The following is a 17,877-nucleotide window of genomic DNA, read 5'->3' on the forward strand; positions in this document are numbered from 1 at the left end:
GGTTAGCCTTACCTTGCTTCCCGCACCCAATCCGCTCGTCCCCACCGGGGACGCCCCCGCCGGCACCCAGGAGACACCGTGGCAATCGTCGTGACCGGTGCGTCCGGCTTCGTCGGCGCGGCGGTCGTCCGGCAGCTGCGGGCGGAGGGTCAGCAGGTCGTCACCGTCGACCGGCACCCGCTGGGGCCCGGCCTCGACGGCGCCGACCACCACCTCCTCGACCTGGCCGGCGACCCGGGGCCGCTGCGCGGGCTGCTCGCCACGGCCGACGCCGTGCTCCACCTCGCCGGGTGCTCGGGGGTGCGCGACGACCGGCCCGGCATCGAGGCCCGTCGCTGCCGGGACAACGTCGAGGCCACCGCGGCGGTCTGCGCGCTCACCCCGGCCGCGACGACTCTGGTCGTCACGTCCTCGTCCTCGGTCTACGGCGGGGCCGACCACCGGGCCAGCCGCGAGGCCGACACGCTGCGCCCCCGCGGCGGCTACGCCCGCAGCAAGGTGGCGGTCGAGCAGGTCTGCGCGCAGCGAGCCGCCCGCGGCCACGTCCTCGTGGTCCGGCCGTTCACCGTCGTCGGGGAGGGGCAGCGCGCCGACATGGCGCTGACGACCTGGGCGGAGGCGATCCTGCGTGCCGAGCCGGTCCGCGTGTTCGGCTCGCCCGAGCGGACCCGCGACCTGACCTGCGTCCGGGAGGCCGCCCGTGCCCTGACCGGGCTCGCCCGCTCCGGCGCCACCGGCACGGTCAACCTCGGCACCGGCGCCCCGCGCTCCCTGGCCGAGATGGTGGGTGCCCTGGAGGACGCGCTCGGTGCCCGCGCGCACGTGCAGGTCGAGGCCGCCGCAGCCCGGGAGGTGCGCGACACCTGGGCCGACACCACGCGGCTGCAGTCCCTGCTCGGCTGGACCCCGCGGACCGACCTGCGCGACGCCGTCGCGCGGGCCGTCGCCCCCCGGCTCGACCTCGCGCAGGCCGGCTGATGGCCCGCCGCTGGCTCCTGCTGCCCGTGCTGGTCACGCTCGTCGTCGGCCTGCTCGGGATCGGGGTGCGCGCGACCCATGGCGGGCAGGCGGCCGTCGACGAGCCGCAGTACCTCCTGTCGGCCCTGTCGCTGGCCGAGGACGGCAACCTCGACATCTCCGACGAGCTCGCAGCCCGGCGCTGGAGCGCCTTCCACCAGGCCGAGCTGCCCGTGCAGACCCAGTCCCTGCCCGGCGGCCGCGCCGTCTCCCCGCACGACCCGCTGCTGCCCGTGCTGCTCGCCGTGCCCATGGGTGCGTTCGGCTGGGTCGGCGCCAAGGTCGCCATGGTCCTCATGGCGGCGGCCACGGCCGCGCTCCTGGCCTGGGTGGCCGTGCGGCGCTTCGGGGTCGACCAGCGGGTGGCCGGCGTCGCGGCCGCGGTCGCGTTCGCCTCGCCACCGCTGGGGATCTACGCCCAGCAGGTCTACCCCGAGGTCCCCGCGGCGCTCGCCACCCTGGTGGCCGTGGCCGCCGCGTCCGCCCCCGTCGTCCGGCCCCGCCACCTGCTCGCGCTGGTGCTGGCCGTCAGCACCCTGCCGTGGCTCGGGCTCAAGTACGCCGCCGTGGCGGCAGCCCTGGCCCTCGGTGCGTATGCCGTGACCCGCCGCCGCGTCCCGGGTCGTCACCTGCTGTGGTCGGCCCTGGCGCTGGCGGGCTCGGCGGCCGGCTACCTGCTGGGCCACCTCGCGCTCTACGGCGGGGTGACCCCCTATGCCACGGGAGACCAGTTCCAGGCCACCGGCCAGCTCAGCGTGATCGGGGTGCACCCCGACTACGCGGGCCGCAGCCTGCGGCTGACCGGCCTGCTGGTGGACAGGACGTTCGGCCTCGTGCCGTGGCAGCCCGCGCTCGTCGTGGCCGTCGCCGCGGTCGCCGTCGTCGCGGTGCAGGGCCGGCTCCCGGAGCGCTGGCTGCTGCTCGCGCCGCTCGGCGCCGGCTGGGCCACCGCCACCTGGGTGGCCCTGACCATGCACGGCTTCTGGTCCCCCGGTCGCCAGGTCGTGGTCGTGCTGCCCCTGCTCATGGTGGTCGTGCTGCTGGCGCTGCAGCGGCTGCCGCGGGCGGTCGCGATCACCGTCGCGGCCCTCTCGCTCGGCGGCGTGGTCAACCTGGCCGCGCTGCTGGCCGCAGGTCACGCCGGCCGGCTCACCTGGGTCACCGACTTCTGGACGGTGCCCACCCCGGTCTACCAGCTCCTGGCCCGGGTCACCCCCGACTACCGCAGCAGCCACTTCATGGCCGGTCACCTGGCCTGGGTCGTGCTGCTGCTGGCCTCGGCCGCCGTGGCGGTCCGGGCCACCCGTGGTGCCACCCGGCACACCCCCCGCGTGGGCGACCCCGCCCCCGCGCTGTCCCCGTCCCCGAAGGGAACCCACGCATGACCCGCACGCTCGCCACCGCCACCCTCGCGCTCGCCACCGCGCTGACCCTGGCCGTCGCCGGCTGCAGCGACTCCGGCGCGAGCACCCGTGACGGCGGCTCCGGCAGCGGCTCCGGCAGCGGCTCGGGTTCGGGCTCGACGTCGTCGGAGACGTCCGCGCCGACCACCGGCAACTGACCACCCACCACGAGTCGAGGTAACCCCATGCTCGCGTCGTTGCTGATCATGCTGCGGGAGGGCTTCGAGGCCGCCCTGGTCATCGCGATCCTCTACTCCTACCTGCGCCGCACGGGGCGCGCCGAGCTGCTCGGCCCGTTGTGGGCCGGGATCGGTGCGGCCTTCGTCGTGGTGCTGGCGCTGGGCGTGGCGGTGCACCTGGGCATGGACGAGCTCGTCGGCGTCGCCCGGCAGCGGGCCTTCGCGGCGACCATGCTCCTCGCGGCCGGCGTGCTCACCTGGATGATCTTCTGGATGCGCAAGCACTCGCGCGCCATGAAGGGCGAGCTCGAGGGCAGCCTCGACCACGCGATCGACGCCCGCAGCAACGTCAAGGTCGCCGTCGTCGCGGCCGCGTTCCTGGCGGTGCTGCGCGAGGGCTTCGAGGCCACGCTGTTCCTCATCGCCACAGCCACGCAGGAGAGCGGCGAGAACGTGCTGGTCGGCGGCATCGTCGGCCTCGTCGTCGCCGGCGTGCTCGGCTGGATGGTGGTGGTCGGCGGCAAGCGGCTGCCGATGAAGCATTTCTTCACCGTCACCGCGTGGGTCCTGGTCATCTTCGCCGCCGGGCTGCTCGCCCGCGCCGTGATGTTCCTGCAGTCCACCGGCGACCTGGGCATCGTCCTCAACAACGTCTACGACCTGACCGCCGTGCACTGGCTCACGCAGGACAGCGAGGTCGGCCGCTTCCTGGCCGCCATGTTCGGCTGGGACCCGCGGCCCTCGATCGAGCAGGTGCTGGTCTGGGTCGGCTACGTCGGCATCGTGGGCTGGCTCTTCCAGCGCGGCGGCAGGGCGACGGCGACCAAGGGCACGGCGAAGGCCTCGGTCCGGGCCTAGCCTGAGGCCATGAGCCCCTCCGGACGCCGCACCCCCGACCCGCTGGACCTGCTGGCCACGGACGCCCTGCTCGACGAGGAGGCGCGCGCGGTGCGCGACACCACGCGCGCCTTCGTCGCCAAGCGGGTGCTGCCGGACGTGGGCCAGTGGTTCGAGGACGCCACGATGCCCCGGGAGCTGTTCCCCGAGCTGGGCAGCCTCGGCCTGCTGGGCATGCACCTGACGGGATACGGCTGCGCCGGGACCAGCGCCACGTCGTACGGCGTGGCCTGCCGCGAGCTGGAGGCGGGCGACTCGGGGATCCGCAGCTTCGTCTCCGTGCAGGGGTCGCTGGCGATGTACCCCATCTGGGCCTACGGCTCGGAGGAGCAGAAGCAGCAGTGGCTGCCGGGGATGGCGGCCGGGGAGGCGGTCGGCTGCTTCGGGCTGACCGAGCCCGACCGCGGCTCCGACCCCGGCGACATGCAGACCCGGGCCCGGCGCGAGGGCACCGACTGGGTGCTGACCGGCCGCAAGATGTGGATCACCAACGGCCCGGTCGCCGACGTCGCCGTGGTCTGGGCGCAGGCCGAGGCCGACGGTGACAACCCCGCGGGGGTGCGCGGCTTCGTCGTGCCGACGGCCACGGCCGGCTTCTCCGCCCACGAGATCAAGCACAAGATGTCGCTGCGGGCGTCGCTGACCGGCGAGCTCGTCCTGGACGGCGTGCGGCTGCCGGCCGACGCGGTGCTGCCCGGCGTGCGCGGGCTCAAGGGGCCGCTGTCGTGCCTGACGGAGGCGCGCTTCGGCATCATCTGGGGCGCCCTCGGCGCCGCCCGGGCATGCTTCGAGTCGGCGCTGGACTACGCCGGGACCCGCCAGCAGTTCGGGCAGCCCATCGCCGGGTTCCAGCTGACCCAGGCCAAGCTGACCGAGATGGCGGTGCGGATCGGCACCGGGTCGCTGCTGGCGCACCACCTCGCCGGCCTGAAGGAACGCCACGAGATCACGCCCGAGCAGGTCAGCATCGGCAAGCTCAACAACGTGCGGCTCGCGATCGACATCGCCCGCACCGCCCGCACCATCCTCGGCGCCAACGGCATCTCGCTGGAGTACCCCGTGATCCGGCACGCCAACAACCTCGAGTCGGTGCTGACCTACGAGGGGACCGAGGAGATCCACACCCTCGCGATCGGCAAGGCGCTCACCGGTATCGACGCCTTCCGCTGACGCCATGAGCGGTGTGGGTGCGGTCCCGTGGCGGCGGCCGATGACGGGCCGGGACACCGACGAGGAGCACCGGGCCTCCACGCCCCTGGAGCTGCTGTTCGACCTGTGCTTCGTGGTCGCCGTCGCCGCCGCGGCGGCCCGGCTGCACCACGCCCTGGCCGTGGGCCACGCCGGTGCCGCGCTGACCGGTTACGCGATGGTGTTCTTCGCGATCTGGTGGGCGTGGATGAACTTCACCTGGTTCGCCTCGGCCTACGACACCGACGACGTGGCCTACCGGCTGCTCACCCTGGTGCAGATGGCCGGCGTCCTCGTCCTGGCCGCCGGGGTGCCCGCGGCGTTCGACCGCCGCGACTTCCTGCTCGTCACCCTCGGCTACACCGTCATGCGGGTGCCGCTGGTGGTGCAGTGGCTGCGGGTGAGCCGTGACCACCCCGAGCGCCGGCGCACCGGCCGGCTCTACGTCGCCGGTATCGCGCTCGGCCAGGCCCTGTGGCTCGGTCGCCTGCTGCTGGCCGCGCCGTGGGGCCTGGTGGCGTTCCCGGTCCTCGTGGTGCTGGAGGTGCTGGTGCCGGTCGTCGCCGAGCGGACCGGCGGCCGGACGCCGTGGCACCCCGGGCACATCGCCGAGCGCTACGGGCTCTTCACCCTCATCGTCCTCGGCGAGGTCATCCTGGCCTCCACCACCTCCGTCCAGGCCGCCGCCGAGGCGCACGGCCTGTCGGCCTCGCTGCTGCTGGTCGCCGTCGGCGGGCTGCTGACCGTCTTCGGCATGTGGTGGCTGTACTTCAAGCGCTCCGTGGAGGACACGCTGCGCCTGTCGACCCGCTCGGCCTTCGTCTGGGGCTACGCGCACTACCTCGTCTTCGGCGCGGTCGCCGCGGTCGGTGCCGCGGTGGGCGTGGCCGCCGACGTGGCGCGGCACGAGGCCCACGTCTCCACCCGCGGAGCCGACCTGGCGCTGGCGGGCGCGGTCGCGGCATACCTGCTCGTGCTGGGGACGCTGCACGCGTGGTCCTTCCGCACGCCGGTGGTGGCTGTCCGCTCGGCGTCGGCCGCCGTCGTCCTGGTGCTCCTCGCCGCGCCCGGCCCCGACGTCGGCGTCATGACCCTGCTCGTCGGGCTGGTCGTCGCCACCCTCGTCGCCGTCCACGTGGCGTTCGACCGGCCGGGGCGAGGCCCTTCGTCACACCGGCCCGCGACCGGGCGGCATACGGTGGGCAGGTGAGCCAGCTTCTCGAGGTGAGGGTGACCGTCGGCGCGCCGGACGAGGCCGACCGGATCGCCGCTGCGCTGGTGGGCGAGGGGCTCGCGGCATGCGTGCAGGTCGTGCCGGGCATCACCTCGGTCTACCGCTGGGAGGGCCTGGTCGAGCGCTCCGCCGAGCTGCTCCTGCTGGCCAAGACGACGGACGAGCTGTTCGACCGCCTCGCGGCACGCGTCGTCGAGCTGCACTCCTACGACACCCCCGAGGTGCTCGCCGTGCCCGTCGTGCGGGCCAGCGAGGGGTATGCCGTGTGGCTGCGAGAGTCGGTCGTCCGGGCGTGACCGCGCTCCGGGACGAGGAGCCGGCCGCTGTCGCGGTGGTCGGTGTCTACCTGGACCGGCAGGTGGCGGCGCTGCGTGCCCTGGGCCCGGCGCTGGTGCACGGTGACCCGGCGGCCGTGCACGACGTCCGGGTGGCGGCCCGTCGCGCCCGCTGCACGCTGGCGACGTTCGCCGAGGTGCTCGGCGCGAGCGACCCGGAGCCGCTGCTGGCGGAGCTGCGCTGGTGGGGTGGTGTGGTCGGCGCGGTCCGCGACGTGCAGGTCCTGCACCTGCGGTGGCAGCCGCTGCTCGCCGAGCTGGCCGACGTGGTCGCCGCCGACGCGGTCGCCTGGCTGGAGGGCGAGCTGGGGCAGCGGCAACGCGTGGCGGTCGTGGCGCTGCGCCGGGTCCAGGCCGGCGACCGGCACACCGCCCTGGTGTCCGCGCTGGCGTCAGCGGCCTCGCTCGCTTCACCGCCGGAGAGGGGCCTGCGGCCCGCGGGGCTGGTGCTGCCGGGACTGGTGCGCCGGGCCTGCCGCCGGATGGACCGTGCCGCGCGCCGGGTCGACGTGGCCGGGTCGGAGGAGTCGCGCGCCCACCGGCTGCACGACGTGCGCAAGGCGGCCAAGCGGGCCCGCTACGCAGCCGAGCTGTGTGCCCCCGCGCTCGGGGCGCCCGCGGCGGACCTGGCGGCGCGGATGGAGTCCGTCCAGGAGGTCCTGGGGGAGCGGCAGGACAGCGCGCACGCGCAGCAGGTGCTCCTCGAGCTGATGTCGGCGCCCGGGGCAGGCGGCCCGGAGGGGTTCGTGTGCGGGGCGCTGTGGTCGGCCGAGCAGCAGCTCGCCGGCGCGGCGGAGGAGGCCTATCCCGTGGCCCTCGGCCGGGCGGAGGAGCGGGCGGTGCGGCATTGGCTGGGGTGATGCGGACCGGGCAGCGGTTCTTCACCGGTCTGCACACCCGCATCTACCGCGCCAGCCACGGCCGCATCGGCTCACACCTGGGCCCGGTCGAGAACGTCCTGCTGACGACCACCGGCCGGCGCACCGGCCGGACGCGCACCACCCCGCTGGGTTGCCTGCCCGACGGCGACAGCCTCGTGCTGGTGGCCTCCAACGGCGGGGCGCCCCGCCACCCCGACTGGTACCTCAACCTGTGCGCCGACCCGCACGTCACCGTGCAGCGCGGCGCGCAGGTCCGTCCGATGCTGGCCCGGACGGCCACCCCGCAGGAGCGGGACGTGCTCTGGCCGCGGGTGGTCCAGCGGTATGCCGGGTACGCCCGCTACCAGGAGCACGCGCCCCGCGAGATCCCCCTCGTCATCTGCGGGGAGCAGCCGCGTGGGCCGGGATGATGGACCCGTGCCGGACACCTCGTCGCTGAAGTACGCCCACCTCGAGCGGGAGCTGCGATTCCTGCTGCCCAGCCGTCCCCGGTCGCTCCCGGTCGAGCGGACCTGGCGGATCACCGACCGCTACCTGCCCGAGACCGGGCTGCGGCTGCGCCGGGTGGAGGAGGAGGGCCGGCCGGTGGTGCTGAAGCTGGGGCAGAAGGTCCGGGTCGACGGCGGCCCGCGCGCGGTGGCGCACACGACGATGTACCTGCGCCCGGCGGAGTACGACACCCTGCTCGTGCTCGCCGCGGACGAGCTGGCCAAGACGCGGCACATCGTCCCGCTGGGAGGGCACCGTTGGGCCGTGGACGTGTTCGAGGGCCAGCTGCGCGGCCTGGTCACCGCCGAGCTCGACCTCGGCGCGGACGGCGAGCGGCCGGACGAGCTCGGCCTCGACGTCCTGGCCGACGTGACCGCCGACGAGCGGTTCACCGGTGGTGCGCTGGCGCGCACCTCGGCCGACGCCCTGGCAGACCTGATGGGCGAGCACGGCCTGCGCGCCTGATGACGCGGGTGCAGTTCGAAGCCGGGCGGCAGGCCCCCGGACCATCCGCTCTGGGTGATGGCGCCGCTCCACGGGCTGGTTAGCGTCGTCGGTGTCGACAGACAGCCTGCCGGTCGAGGGGTCGCGGGCACAGGGCCACAGGGGGCGCCGCAGAGCGAGGGAGGGTGCTGATGTGTCCCGTGACGACTGCGGAAGGAACGGTCGCTGCGCCGCTGGCCGTCGGGGAGTCGCTGGCGCCCTCGCTCCTGGTGCTGGAGCATGTCCGGCGCGGCCGTGACCTCGATGTCTACGAGGCTCGCGACACCACCCGCTTCTGCCGCGTCCTGGTCAAGACCCCGCGCCCGGAGCTCGCAGTCGATCCCGGGACGCTGGCGTCGCTGGAGCACGAGTGGGACGTGCTGGCGAGGCTGACGCACCCGCACATGGTCCGCGGATACGAGCTGGTGCGGCCGGAGGGCGCGCCGCCACGGCTGGTGCTGGAGGTGCTCACTGGCTCGACGTTCGGGGCGCTGATGGCCGACCTGGGCCGGCTGACGCTGCGCGAGCTCGCCCAGCTGACCGACCACCTGGCCTCGGCGCTGCGCTACCTGCACTCGCTGGGGTTCCTACATCTGGACGTCAAGCCGTCGAACGTGGTGTGCGAGAACGGGATCGCCAAGCTGCTCGACTTCTCCATCGCCCGGCCCCCGGGGACGTACCGACCCGGCCTCGGCACGCGGACGTGGGCCTCGCCGGAGCAGCTGGCCGGCGAGGAGCTGACCTCCGCCTCCGACGTGTGGGGACTGGGGCTGCTGCTGCGCCTCGGCGCCACCGGAAGCAACCCCTACGACCACCACGACGAGGAGGGGCTGCCGGTCGGTGCGCGCGTTCCCGGGGTGCGCAGCGTTAGACGGCTGCCCGCACCCGTCGCTGCCGCCATGGACGCCTGCCTCGCGCGGGCGCCGGGTGACCGGCCCACGCTGCCCGAGCTCGCCGCGGTCTTCGCGCCCCATCTCGGCGAGTGACGGGCGGGCGACCCGCCGGGCGTCTAGGTTGGCGCCATGGCAGCCGCTGACGGCAGGAGCCCCGCGGTCGAGGTCGAGGTCGGCGACAAGACGGTCCGGATCTCGAACCCGCAGCGCGTCTACTTCCCTGCGCGCGGGGAGACCAAGCTCGACCTGGTCAACTACTACCTCTCGGTCGGCGAGGGCATCGTGCGGGCGCTGCGCGAGCGCCCGTGCATGCTCCACCGCTTCCCCGAGGGGGTGTCGGGGGAGAAGGTCCACCAGAAGCGGCTGCCGCAGGGCGCGCCGCCGTGGGTCCAGACGGTGAGCGTCCACTTCCCGCGCTACCACCGCGACGTGCACGAGCTGTGCGTCACCGAGCTGGCCAGCGTGATCTGGGCCGTGCAGATGTCGACCGTGGAGTTCCATCCGTGGAACTCCCGGCGGGCCGACACCGAGAAGCCGGACGAGTGGCGCATCGACCTCGACCCCATGCCGGAGTGCGGGTTCGACACCGTGCGCCGGGTCGCCCACGTCGCGCACGAGGTGCTCGACGAGCTGGGCGCGACCGGATGGCCGAAGACCTCCGGCGGCAAGGGGATGCACATCTACGTGCGGATCAAGCCGGAGCACGGGTTCAAGGACGTACGCCGGGCGGCGCTCGCCTTCGCCCGGGAGGTGGAGCGGCGGGCGCCGGACGAGGTGACCACCACCTGGTGGCGGCGCGACCGTGACCCCTCGACGCTGTTCGTCGACTACAACCAGAACGCCCGCGACCACACCATCGCCGCCGCCTACTCGGTGCGCGGCCTGCCGGACGCCCGGGTCTCCACGCCGATCCGCTGGGACGAGGTCGACGACGTCCTGCCCGAGGACTGCACGATCGCGACCGTGCCCGAGCGGTTCGCCCGGCTCGGGGACCTGCACGCCGGCATCGACGACGCCGTCTTCGACATCAGCCCGCTGCTGGAGTGGGCGGACCGGGACGAGCGCGCGGGGGCCGAGGACCCCGGCATACCCGAATGACGACGAAGCCGCGCTTCCCGCTCGACCACGAGCCGGAGATCGACGTCCGGCCGGCGCTGGGTCGCTTCGAGGACTTCGCCACCGCGGTCGGCACCCAGAGCCCCGGGGCGCGCGGCTGCTGGTGCATGGCCTACCGGGACAGCCGCGTCGCGCCGGACGAGCGTCCGGACTACATGCGCGCCGCTTGCGCGACCGAGCCCGGCCCCGGGGTCCTCGTCTACGTCGACGACGTCGTGGCCGGGTGGTGCTCGGTTGCCCCACGAGCGAGCTACCGGCGCCTGCTCCACTCGCGCACCATCCCGATCCTGGACGACCGCGACGCCTGGGTGGCCGTCTGCTTCGTCGTCCGCGCGGGATACCGCGGGCACGGGCTGATGCACCACCTGCTGGCCGGTGCCGTCGACCAGGCGAGGAGCCACGGCGCCGAGGTGGTCGAGGGCTACCCGGTCGAGACGCGGGGCGACCGCGTGGACGTCATCTCCGGCTACGTCGGCACCGTCGAGCTCTTCGAGAAGGCCGGCTTCGAGCGCGTCTCGCCGACCACCGGGCGCAGCGGCGGCCAGCCGCGCTGGGTGATGCGCAAGCCGCTGACCCCCTAGACGGCCCTGACAGAGCCGCCGCGGCGGCGAGGTCCGTCTTCCGCCGGACAACCGGCCGGTCGGGGTGGTTGGCTCGCGACATGACGACTTCCACGGGGCCCGTGTCCAGCGCCGCCGAGCGCTTCCACCAGTTGCACCAGGGTCCGATCCTGGTCCTGCCCAACGCCTGGGACGTTGCGTCGGCCCGTCTGGTCGAGGACGCCGGGGCGGCGGCTGTGGCCACGACGAGCGCCGGGCTGTCGTGGTCGTGGGGTGTCGCGGACGGCGAGGAGCTGGGTCTGGAGACGACCCTGGACCTCACCCGGCGGGTCGTGCACGCCGTCGACGTGCCGGTCACGACCGACCTCGAGGCGGGCTACGCGCACGACCTCGACGGGCTGGCCGCCAACGTCCGGGCGGTGCTCGACGCCGGTGCGGTGGGAGTCAACTTCGAGGACGGGCTGGCCGGCGGCCTGCGCCCGGTCGAGGGGCAGGTCGCCCGGATCGCGGCGGTGCGGCAGGAGGCGGGCGCGGGCCTGTACGTCAACGCCCGCACCGACACCTACCTGCGCGCCGTCGGGGCCCCCGAGGACAGGCTCGACGAGACGGTGCGCCGGGCCGAGGCCTACCTCGGGGCGGGGGCGTCGGGCATCTTCGTCCCGGGCCTCGCCGACCTCCGCATCATCGAGGCGCTGGTCGCCCGGATCCCGGCGCCGGTGAACATCCTGGTTGGTCCCGGCTCGCCGACGATCCGCGAGCTGGCGGAGGTCGGGGTCGCACGGGCGTCGGCCGGGTCCGCGATCGCGCAAGCCGTCTACGGGCACGTCCAGCGTGCGGCGGCCGAGCTGCTCGGGCCGGGCACCTACACCGAGCTCGCGGGGGCCGCGGACTACCCGACCATGAACGCGCTGCTCTCCCGCTGAGCCCGGGCCGCCAGGGGTGGCCCACGGAGAGCGCGATGGAGATGCCCAGGGCGGTGTCCACCAGCCGCCAGCCGAGCAGGGCGTCCGACTCGACCCCGCCGAGCCGCAGCAGGATGAACACCATCGGGGCCACCACCGCCGTCAGCGCCGCGTAGCTGCGGGCGGTCGCGACCGGGACGAGTGTCGCCGCCACGACGAGGACGACGCAGAGCAACGCCGTGCCGGGCCGGGGAGCGAACAGCGCCGCGGCGACCGCGACGCCGGCGAGCGTGCCGAGCCCGCGTTGCGCCGACCGGCGCGGCACGGGGGCGAGGTCGGGCTTGACCACCAGCGCGACGGTCAGCAGCAACCAGTAGCCCCGGACCGGGTGCAGCAGCAGCGCCACCACCTCGGCCGCGGCCGCGCAGGCGGCCAGGCGCAGCCCGTCGCGGGCCGGGTGCCGGGACCGCACGGCGGTATGCCGGACGGCCGGGTCGGGCGGCGCCGTCCGCCGCCCGCGGGCCGCGAGGGCACGGCATACGGCGGAGGTGCCGGCGAGGAGCAGGACCGGGAGAGCACCGCCGACCAGCAGCGGTGCGGGCAGCCACCAGGGTCCGTGGGCAGGCATGCCCTGGCCGAGCGCGGTCATGGTGAGCAGCTGGAGCCCGGCCGCCGAGGCGCTCGGGCCGACCGTGCTGATGGCGCCGGCCACGCCGGCGACGAGCGCCGGCAGCAGGACCATCGCCACGGGCGTGCCATCGCGGGTCGCCGCCCCGGCGAGGAGGCCGAGGGCGCCGCCGAGGGCCGGCAGGAGGATGTGCCGGAGGCGGCGCGGCGTCGGGTGGGGGCGGTCGTTGGCCGAGGCATAGAGGCTGCCCACGGCCAGGGGGATGGTGAGGCCGGGGTGGTGCAGCCGCTCCCCGACAGCGAGGGCGGCGGCCATGCCGACCGCCGCCCTGAGCATCGGACCCCGCAGGGTCAGTGCTGGTCGTGGGCTCAGTGCGCGCTCCAGCCGCCGTCGACGACGAGGGACGTGCCGGTCATCGACGCCGCGGGAGGGCTGCACAGGAAGAGCACCATCTCGGCGATCTCCTCGGACTCGACGAGGCGCTTGAGCGCGGCCTTGTCGAGGAACACCTTCTCCAGGACCTCGTTCTCACTGATGCCGTGGGCCGCGGCCTGGTCGGCGACCTGCTTGTCCACCAACGGGGTGCGCACGTAGCCGGGGTTGACGCAGTTCGAGGTGACACCGTGGGCGGCGCCCTCGAGCGCGACCACCTTGGACAGGCCCTCGAGGCCGTGCTTGGCCGAGACGTAGGCGCTCTTGAACTCCGAGGCGCGCAGCCCGTGCACCGAGGACACGTTGATGATGCGGCCCCAGCCCTTCTCGTACATCGAGGGCAGTGAGCGGCGGATCAGCCGGAAGGGCGCCTCGAGCATGATCCGCAGGATCTGCGAGAACTTCTCCGGGTCGAAGTCCTCGATGGGGCGCACGTGCTGGATGCCGGCGCAGTTGACGAGGATGTCGGCACTCAGGTTCAGGGCATCGAGCGCGTCGAGGTCGGACAGGTCGGCTACGACGGCGTCACCGCCGGTGATCTCCGCGACCTCGCGGACGGCCTCCTCCTTGAGGTCCACGGCGATGACGTGGGCCCCGGAGCGGGCCAGGCGAAGGGCGGTCGCCCGGCCGATGCCGCTGCCGGCGCCGGTGACGAGTGCGGTCCGCCCGGTGAGGTCGACCTGCACGGTGTCGTGCGGCTGGGCCAGTGGTGAGGTGGTCATGAGGGGCTCCTTCAGGCGGCCAGGTAGTCGTGGACGAGCTCGGCCCGGGGCAGGGCCAGGTCGGTGATGATGTGGCTGGCGCTGACGACCTCGCGCACCGGGAGGTCGGCCAGCGGCGCCAGCGCGTGCTCGAACAGCTGGAGCCGGGCCGGGCCGACCCACGCGCCGCGGATGCTCAGGTCGTTGATCTGCGTGCGGATGAGCTCGGCGATCCGGGGCCGGCCGTCGTATCCGGGCATGAGCTTGAGCATGTAGGTCGGCATGGCGATCTCGGCGCGGGCCGCCTCGGGGTCCATGAGCTCGTGCTTGAAGCCCATGGTGGCCGTGGCCACGCGCAGGCTGCCGTAGTCCAGCGTCCCGACGAGGGTGTCGGAGTCGGTGAACAGGCTCGGGTGCCCCAGCTTCTTGGGGTAGGCGCTGCCCTCGCGGCCGAGGGCGATGGCGGGGGCGTTGTCGAGGTACATGGAGTGGATGTAGTCCGCCTCCTCGCCCTCGTGCCGGACCCGCAGCACCTGGCCGGACTCGGTGTAGTCGCCCAGCCCGGAGCTGTCCGGCATCCGGATGACCTCGAAGCGCACGAGCGGGTCGTCGATCTCGAGCGGCTCCGGCACCACGGCGCGCATCGCGTCGAGTTCGGTGCGGTAGGTGATGTTGAGGTACTCCCGCCGGCTGAACCGGTAGGGGCCGGCAGGGTATGCCGCGCCGCCGAGCGGGGTTGAGGTGGCCTGGAGAACGTCCTGGCTTCGCACTGGTGATGGTGTCCCAACGCGCGATCCGTGGGTCGACCGTGGCGGTCCTCGCGCTGTGGTGCCGTCCGGCCATCTACCTCTCCGACGTTAGGCAGCCCCGGGCCGCGAGAGAAATGCAGGTGAGCGGGGATTCATACACTTGACGCATGGATGTCGAGCTGCGCGACCTGAGGCTGTTCATGGCGCTGGTCGAGGACCCGCACTTCTCCCGGGCCGCGGCCAGTCGGCGGGTCAGCCAGCCGACCCTGACGCGGTCCCTGGCCCGGCTGGAGCGGGCGCTGGGGGTTCGGCTGGTGGAGCGGACCACGCGCAGCGTCGCGCTGACCGAGGCGGGCGAGCGGCTCAGTGCGGAGCTGGCCCAGATCCTGCCCCGCCTCGACGCGGCGGTCCGCTCGGTCAGCGCCCACCCCACGCTGCGGCTGGGGTTCACGTGGCTGCTGCCGGCCGAGCTCGTGCGCCGGCTGCTGGTGGGCTTCGAACGGACCGCCGGCGGCCGGATCGACCTGGTGCGCCGGGACGACCGCTCCGGTGGGGTGCTCAGCGGTCAGACCGACGCCGCCATCGTCTTCGGCACGGTCCGGCGCAGCGAGTCCCTGCGCGTGGTGGAGCTCGGCACGCAGTCGCGGGTTGCGGCGGTCTCGCGAGACCACCCCCTGGCCCGTCGCCGGCGGCTGCACTGGGCCGAGCTGGCCGACCACCCGCTGGTGGTCAACGCGGTCAGCGGCACCGTCGGCCCGACGATGTGGCCGGCCTCGGCCCGGCCGGAGGTGGCGGTCAGCTGCCGGACCTACGACGAGTGGATCGCCATGGTCGCGGCCGGCCGGGGCGTCGGGGTGCTGCCCGAGTCCGCCCGGGAGCAGCCGCACCCCGGCGTGCGCTACGTGACGATCGGTGATGCGCCGCCGGTGTCGCTGCTGCTCGTCCTGCCGACCCGGGCGGCACACCCCCTCGTCGGCGCGCTTGAGGAACTGGCCGTGACGGCTGCGCGGGAGGCTCCGCCGGCGTCCTAGTCCGAGGTGGAGGTGGCCAGGCGGTGCAGGATCGGCGCGGCGCGCGCGATGGGGATGCCGAAGCCGATGTTCTGCGCCAGGGCCTCGCCCGAGCTCGACGCGCCCGCGGTGGTGATGCCGATGACTGCGCCGGAGGCCGACAGCAGCGGACCGCCGGAGTCGCCCGAGCTGATCGCCGCGTCGGTCTGGAGCAGGTGGCTCAGGGTCGTGCCGTTGCTGAACGAGACGGTGCGTCCGAGGGCGGAGATGATGCCGACGGTCACCGTCGGGGTCCCCTCCAGGGCAAGGGCGTTGCCGGCGGCGATGACGAAGTCGCCGACGCGCGGGTGCAGGTCGGTGGCCAGGCCCAGCGGAGGGAGGGAGGCGCCCTGCATCCGCACGACCGCCAGGTCCGCGTCCGGGTCCGAGGCGACCACGGTGGCGGCGACGCGCGAGCCGTTGGGCAGCGTGACCGAGACGGAGCGGGCGCCGGAGACGACGTGGGCGTTGGTGGCGATGTCACCGGAGCGGTCGAAGGCGAAGCCGGTGCCGGCCACCTTGTGCGTCATCGTGCCGCCGAGGCCATCCGGGACCGTGGTGGAGACGTTCAGGGCAACGACCGAGCCGCGGATGCGCGCGGCGACGTCGGCCAGCCCGGTCATCGCGTCCCCACCCAGGCGGGCGCCCGCCTGGGCACCGGCGCGCGTGCCGTCGCCCTCGACGAGCCAGGCCACGACGCCGCCGCTGACGCCGCCGGCGACCAGCGAGCTCACCACGACCAGGACGGACAGCCGCCGGCGCACCGGGTGGTGCTTCGGTGCGGCCGGCGGGGCCGGTGCAGGGGCCGAGGCCGGTGACGTCGGCGCCGGACCCGGTGCGTCGGGTGGCCGGTCGTCGTGGATGTCCACCGGCTCGGGCTGGAGGTCGGTGCTCACCCGACCAGTTCAGCGGTCGGCCCGGCCCACCTCCCGTGGCCTTGGTCCCTCCCTCAGCCGGTGGTCAGGCGCAGGGCCTTGCTCACGTGCGGCCAGGCGAGCGCCCCCAGCTCCCCGTCCGCGGCGGGCGTGCCGCCGCGGGCCATCGCCTGTCCTGCGGCGACTGCGGATTCCCCGGGCAGCACGGTCCGGTGTCCCGCGTGCGGGTGCGTGACGACCGTCGTGGCCAGCCCGTGCGCCTTGCGCCGGGCGGCGATGCTGCGGGCGAAGTCCGCCCCGGGCCAGACCTGGTCGTCCTCGCCGGCGACGAGCACGACCTCGCCGGTGATGCGCTCGACCGGGATCGCGGCCGCCTCCGCCAGTGTCGGGTGTGCGGCGAGGCTGGCCTCGTAGCACCCGCGGAAGGCTGGCGGCGTGGTCTCCGGCTCCCAGGACTCCAGGAAGGGCACGAACGGCAGCGGTATGCCGTGCCGCGTCCAGTGCGAGGTCTGCCGGGGCTCGCCGCCGGGGCCGTCCGGGGTGACCCCCGCCCAGACCACCGGGGTCGGGGCGAAGGCGACGACGGCCTCGACCCGGGCGTCGTGGGCGGCGGTGAGCAGGGCCGCCTCGGCGCCGAAGGAGAGCCCGACCACCGCCAGCCGGTCGCACTCCGCGGCGAGCCGGTCGAGGGCCGAGGTGAACGTCTCCAGCGGCACCTCCCACGGCCCGGGCTGCTGTCCGTCGCCACCGAACCACTGGATCGACATGGCGCTGGCGCCGTGCGAGGCCAGCAGGCGGGACCGGTCGGCGTCAACCCGCCCGCTCGAGCCGGCCAGGACGAGAGCGCCCGTGCCACAGGGGTTCTCGGGTCGGACCCACACGCCGGTGGGGCTGCTCAGCTGCTCCTCCATGCGCCCGAGGCTAGTCGGCCGCTCAGGGGCAGTCCGTCGGCGTCAGCGAGACGCCACCCCCGCCGGCGAGCGAGAGTGTCTGGACGAAGCACTTGCCGTTGACCGACACGATGCGGAACCTGGCCTGGGCGTGAGCGCCCTGGCCTCCGTCGTCGATGGGGTCACTCCACTGGGGCACGACCTTGGTGGTCGTCGCGGAGGCCGCGGTGGCGGCCGCGAAGGCCGGCGACACGGCATACCCCATGCTTGCCGCGGTGACCGCCGCGGCGCCAACCAACACCATGGTCCGAGCCTGCATCGACATGCAGTCCCCCTCGTTCGTCGTGGTGCCCGTGAGGCTGGCGACCCCCGGCGTCGCACCACTCACGACGCGCCCGCGGTCCGGGCCGCAGCGTGGATTCCTGGCGATATACCCCCTGGGGTATCGTTGGTGGCACGTTTCCCGAGGAGAGGAGAGCCACGTGTGCCAGCCGGCCGTGTGCAAGCAGTGTGGGAAGGCGACCTGGCGCGGGTGCGGCATGCACGTCGACCAGGTCATGGCGGGTGTGCCCAAGGCGGCGCAGTGCACGTGTGAGCGAGGCGGCGGTGGCGGCCTCGTCGGGGCGATCAAGGGGCTCTTCGGTCGGGGCTGACCCCGGCCCGGCGCTCGTGGCGTCAGAGGCCTTCGGGGGACCGGTCCCGACGCCGGGCCACCAGGTCGGTCACCCGTTGCCGCGGCGACCGGTAGGCCACCTCGTCGTTCGGGCCGTGCCCGGCCAGGCGGTTGCCGAAGGAGTCACCGTCGCGGGTCTGGCTGCGGAATGCGAGCAGCCGGGCGATGTGCGCGCAGAAGAGCAGCATCAGCACCAGGAAGATGACTGTGTAGACCACGCTGAGCCACATGCCCCCACCTCCACTATGGCCGGCGCGGCGGCCGGTCTGCGTCTCATTGAACGCCCTGCGCGGCGGGAGCGCC

Annotated in this window: 21 protein-coding genes and 1 pseudogene; 15 read left to right on the top strand and 7 right to left on the bottom strand. The window is 74.3% G+C overall.

Annotated features, from left to right (window positions below; genetic code table 11):
* Nucleotides 1–78 precede the first annotated feature (78 nt).
* From FB474_RS17775 to FB474_RS17840, 14 genes are all read left to right on the top strand, one after another.
* Entirely contained in the window at nucleotides 79–978 is a 900-nt protein-coding gene (locus tag FB474_RS17775) for an NAD-dependent epimerase/dehydratase family protein (RefSeq protein ID WP_141790199.1), read from the top strand.
* Complete coding sequence (locus tag FB474_RS17780; protein ID WP_141790200.1) at nucleotides 978–2,402, top strand: hypothetical protein; 1,425 nt, start codon at nucleotides 978–980, stop codon at nucleotides 2,400–2,402. The genes FB474_RS17775 and FB474_RS17780 overlap by 1 nt, the downstream gene beginning before the upstream one ends.
* Complete coding sequence (locus tag FB474_RS17785; protein WP_141790201.1) at nucleotides 2,399–2,578, top strand: hypothetical protein; 180 nt, start codon at nucleotides 2,399–2,401, stop codon at nucleotides 2,576–2,578. Before FB474_RS17780 ends, FB474_RS17785 begins: the two co-directional genes overlap by 4 nt.
* Before the next feature lie 27 nt (nucleotides 2,579–2,605).
* Nucleotides 2,606–3,457: an FTR1 family iron permease gene (locus FB474_RS17790; RefSeq protein WP_141790202.1), complete on the top strand. Its 852-nt coding sequence runs from the start codon at nucleotides 2,606–2,608 to the stop codon at nucleotides 3,455–3,457.
* A 9-nt stretch (nucleotides 3,458–3,466) separates the two neighbouring features.
* A complete protein-coding gene (locus tag FB474_RS17795) occupies nucleotides 3,467–4,666 on the top strand; it encodes an acyl-CoA dehydrogenase family protein (RefSeq protein ID WP_141790203.1) in 1,200 nt (399 codons plus the stop codon).
* 4 nt (nucleotides 4,667–4,670) lie between these two features.
* Nucleotides 4,671–5,894, top strand: coding sequence for a low temperature requirement protein A (locus tag FB474_RS17800; RefSeq protein ID WP_221632667.1), 1,224 nt, complete (start codon nucleotides 4,671–4,673; stop codon nucleotides 5,892–5,894).
* Nucleotides 5,891–6,214: a divalent-cation tolerance protein CutA gene (gene cutA, locus FB474_RS17805; protein ID WP_141790204.1), complete on the top strand. Its 324-nt coding sequence runs from the start codon at nucleotides 5,891–5,893 to the stop codon at nucleotides 6,212–6,214. The genes FB474_RS17800 and cutA overlap by 4 nt, the downstream gene beginning before the upstream one ends.
* Nucleotides 6,211–7,113 (top strand): CHAD domain-containing protein, encoded by a 903-nt coding sequence (locus FB474_RS17810; protein WP_185746250.1) that lies wholly within the window; start codon nucleotides 6,211–6,213, stop codon nucleotides 7,111–7,113. The genes cutA and FB474_RS17810 overlap by 4 nt, the downstream gene beginning before the upstream one ends.
* On the top strand, nucleotides 7,113–7,544 hold the full coding sequence (locus tag FB474_RS17815) for a nitroreductase/quinone reductase family protein (protein WP_141790206.1): 432 nt from the start codon (nucleotides 7,113–7,115) through the stop codon (nucleotides 7,542–7,544). The genes FB474_RS17810 and FB474_RS17815 overlap by 1 nt, the downstream gene beginning before the upstream one ends.
* 7 nt (nucleotides 7,545–7,551) lie before the next feature.
* Nucleotides 7,552–8,088, top strand: coding sequence for a CYTH domain-containing protein (locus FB474_RS17820; RefSeq protein WP_141790207.1), 537 nt, complete (start codon nucleotides 7,552–7,554; stop codon nucleotides 8,086–8,088).
* A gap of 179 nt (nucleotides 8,089–8,267) precedes the next feature.
* Nucleotides 8,268–9,092 (top strand): serine/threonine-protein kinase, encoded by an 825-nt coding sequence (locus FB474_RS17825; RefSeq protein ID WP_185746251.1) that lies wholly within the window; start codon nucleotides 8,268–8,270, stop codon nucleotides 9,090–9,092.
* A 36-nt stretch (nucleotides 9,093–9,128) separates the two neighbouring features.
* Nucleotides 9,129–10,097 (top strand): non-homologous end-joining DNA ligase, encoded by a 969-nt coding sequence (ligD, locus tag FB474_RS17830; protein ID WP_141790209.1) that lies wholly within the window; start codon nucleotides 9,129–9,131, stop codon nucleotides 10,095–10,097.
* A complete protein-coding gene (locus tag FB474_RS17835; RefSeq protein WP_141790210.1) occupies nucleotides 10,094–10,696 on the top strand; it encodes a GNAT family N-acetyltransferase in 603 nt (200 codons plus the stop codon). Before ligD ends, FB474_RS17835 begins: the two co-directional genes overlap by 4 nt.
* Before the next feature lie 80 nt (nucleotides 10,697–10,776).
* Nucleotides 10,777–11,598 carry an isocitrate lyase/PEP mutase family protein gene (locus tag FB474_RS17840; RefSeq protein ID WP_141790211.1) on the top strand — a complete coding sequence of 274 codons (822 nt, stop codon included), beginning with the start codon at nucleotides 10,777–10,779 and terminating at the stop codon, nucleotides 11,596–11,598.
* An 85-nt stretch (nucleotides 11,599–11,683) separates the two neighbouring features.
* Here FB474_RS17840 and FB474_RS21545 read toward each other — a convergent pair.
* The 3 genes and pseudogenes from FB474_RS21545 to FB474_RS17855 form a co-directional block, all read right to left on the bottom strand.
* A pseudogene (locus FB474_RS21545) lies at nucleotides 11,684–12,541 on the bottom strand (FUSC family protein); the annotation flags it as partial.
* A gap of 32 nt (nucleotides 12,542–12,573) precedes the next feature.
* On the bottom strand, nucleotides 12,574–13,359 hold the full coding sequence (locus tag FB474_RS17850) for a 3-hydroxybutyrate dehydrogenase (RefSeq protein WP_141790213.1): 786 nt from the start codon (nucleotides 13,357–13,359) through the stop codon (nucleotides 12,574–12,576).
* Between the two features lie 11 nt (nucleotides 13,360–13,370).
* Complete coding sequence (locus tag FB474_RS17855; protein WP_141790214.1) at nucleotides 13,371–14,108, bottom strand: acetoacetate decarboxylase; 738 nt, start codon at nucleotides 14,106–14,108, stop codon at nucleotides 13,371–13,373.
* 146 nt (nucleotides 14,109–14,254) lie between these two features.
* On the opposite strand from FB474_RS17855, the gene FB474_RS17860 reads away from it, so the two are divergent.
* Nucleotides 14,255–15,118, top strand: a complete 864-nt coding sequence (locus FB474_RS17860) for a LysR family transcriptional regulator (protein WP_141790215.1) — start codon at nucleotides 14,255–14,257, stop codon at nucleotides 15,116–15,118.
* Here FB474_RS17860 and FB474_RS17865 read toward each other — a convergent pair.
* The 4 genes from FB474_RS17865 to FB474_RS17880 form a co-directional block, all read right to left on the bottom strand.
* On the bottom strand, nucleotides 15,115–16,032 hold the full coding sequence (locus tag FB474_RS17865; RefSeq protein WP_141790216.1) for a S1C family serine protease: 918 nt from the start codon (nucleotides 16,030–16,032) through the stop codon (nucleotides 15,115–15,117). The two genes, FB474_RS17860 and FB474_RS17865, sit on opposite strands and share 4 nt — an antisense overlap.
* 53 nt (nucleotides 16,033–16,085) lie before the next feature.
* Complete coding sequence (locus FB474_RS17870; RefSeq protein ID WP_141790217.1) at nucleotides 16,086–16,922, bottom strand: acyl-CoA thioester hydrolase/BAAT C-terminal domain-containing protein; 837 nt, start codon at nucleotides 16,920–16,922, stop codon at nucleotides 16,086–16,088.
* A gap of 22 nt (nucleotides 16,923–16,944) precedes the next feature.
* Complete coding sequence (locus FB474_RS17875; RefSeq protein ID WP_141790218.1) at nucleotides 16,945–17,205, bottom strand: hypothetical protein; 261 nt, start codon at nucleotides 17,203–17,205, stop codon at nucleotides 16,945–16,947.
* Nucleotides 17,206–17,576: 371 nt separating this feature from the next.
* On the bottom strand, nucleotides 17,577–17,804 hold the full coding sequence (locus tag FB474_RS17880) for a hypothetical protein (protein ID WP_141790219.1): 228 nt from the start codon (nucleotides 17,802–17,804) through the stop codon (nucleotides 17,577–17,579).
* Between the last annotated feature and the right edge of the window lie 73 nt (nucleotides 17,805–17,877).

Origin of the sequence: Oryzihumus leptocrescens (assembly GCF_006716205.1) — a bacterium.
Taxonomy (GTDB): Bacteria; Actinomycetota; Actinomycetes; order Actinomycetales; family Dermatophilaceae; genus Oryzihumus; species Oryzihumus leptocrescens.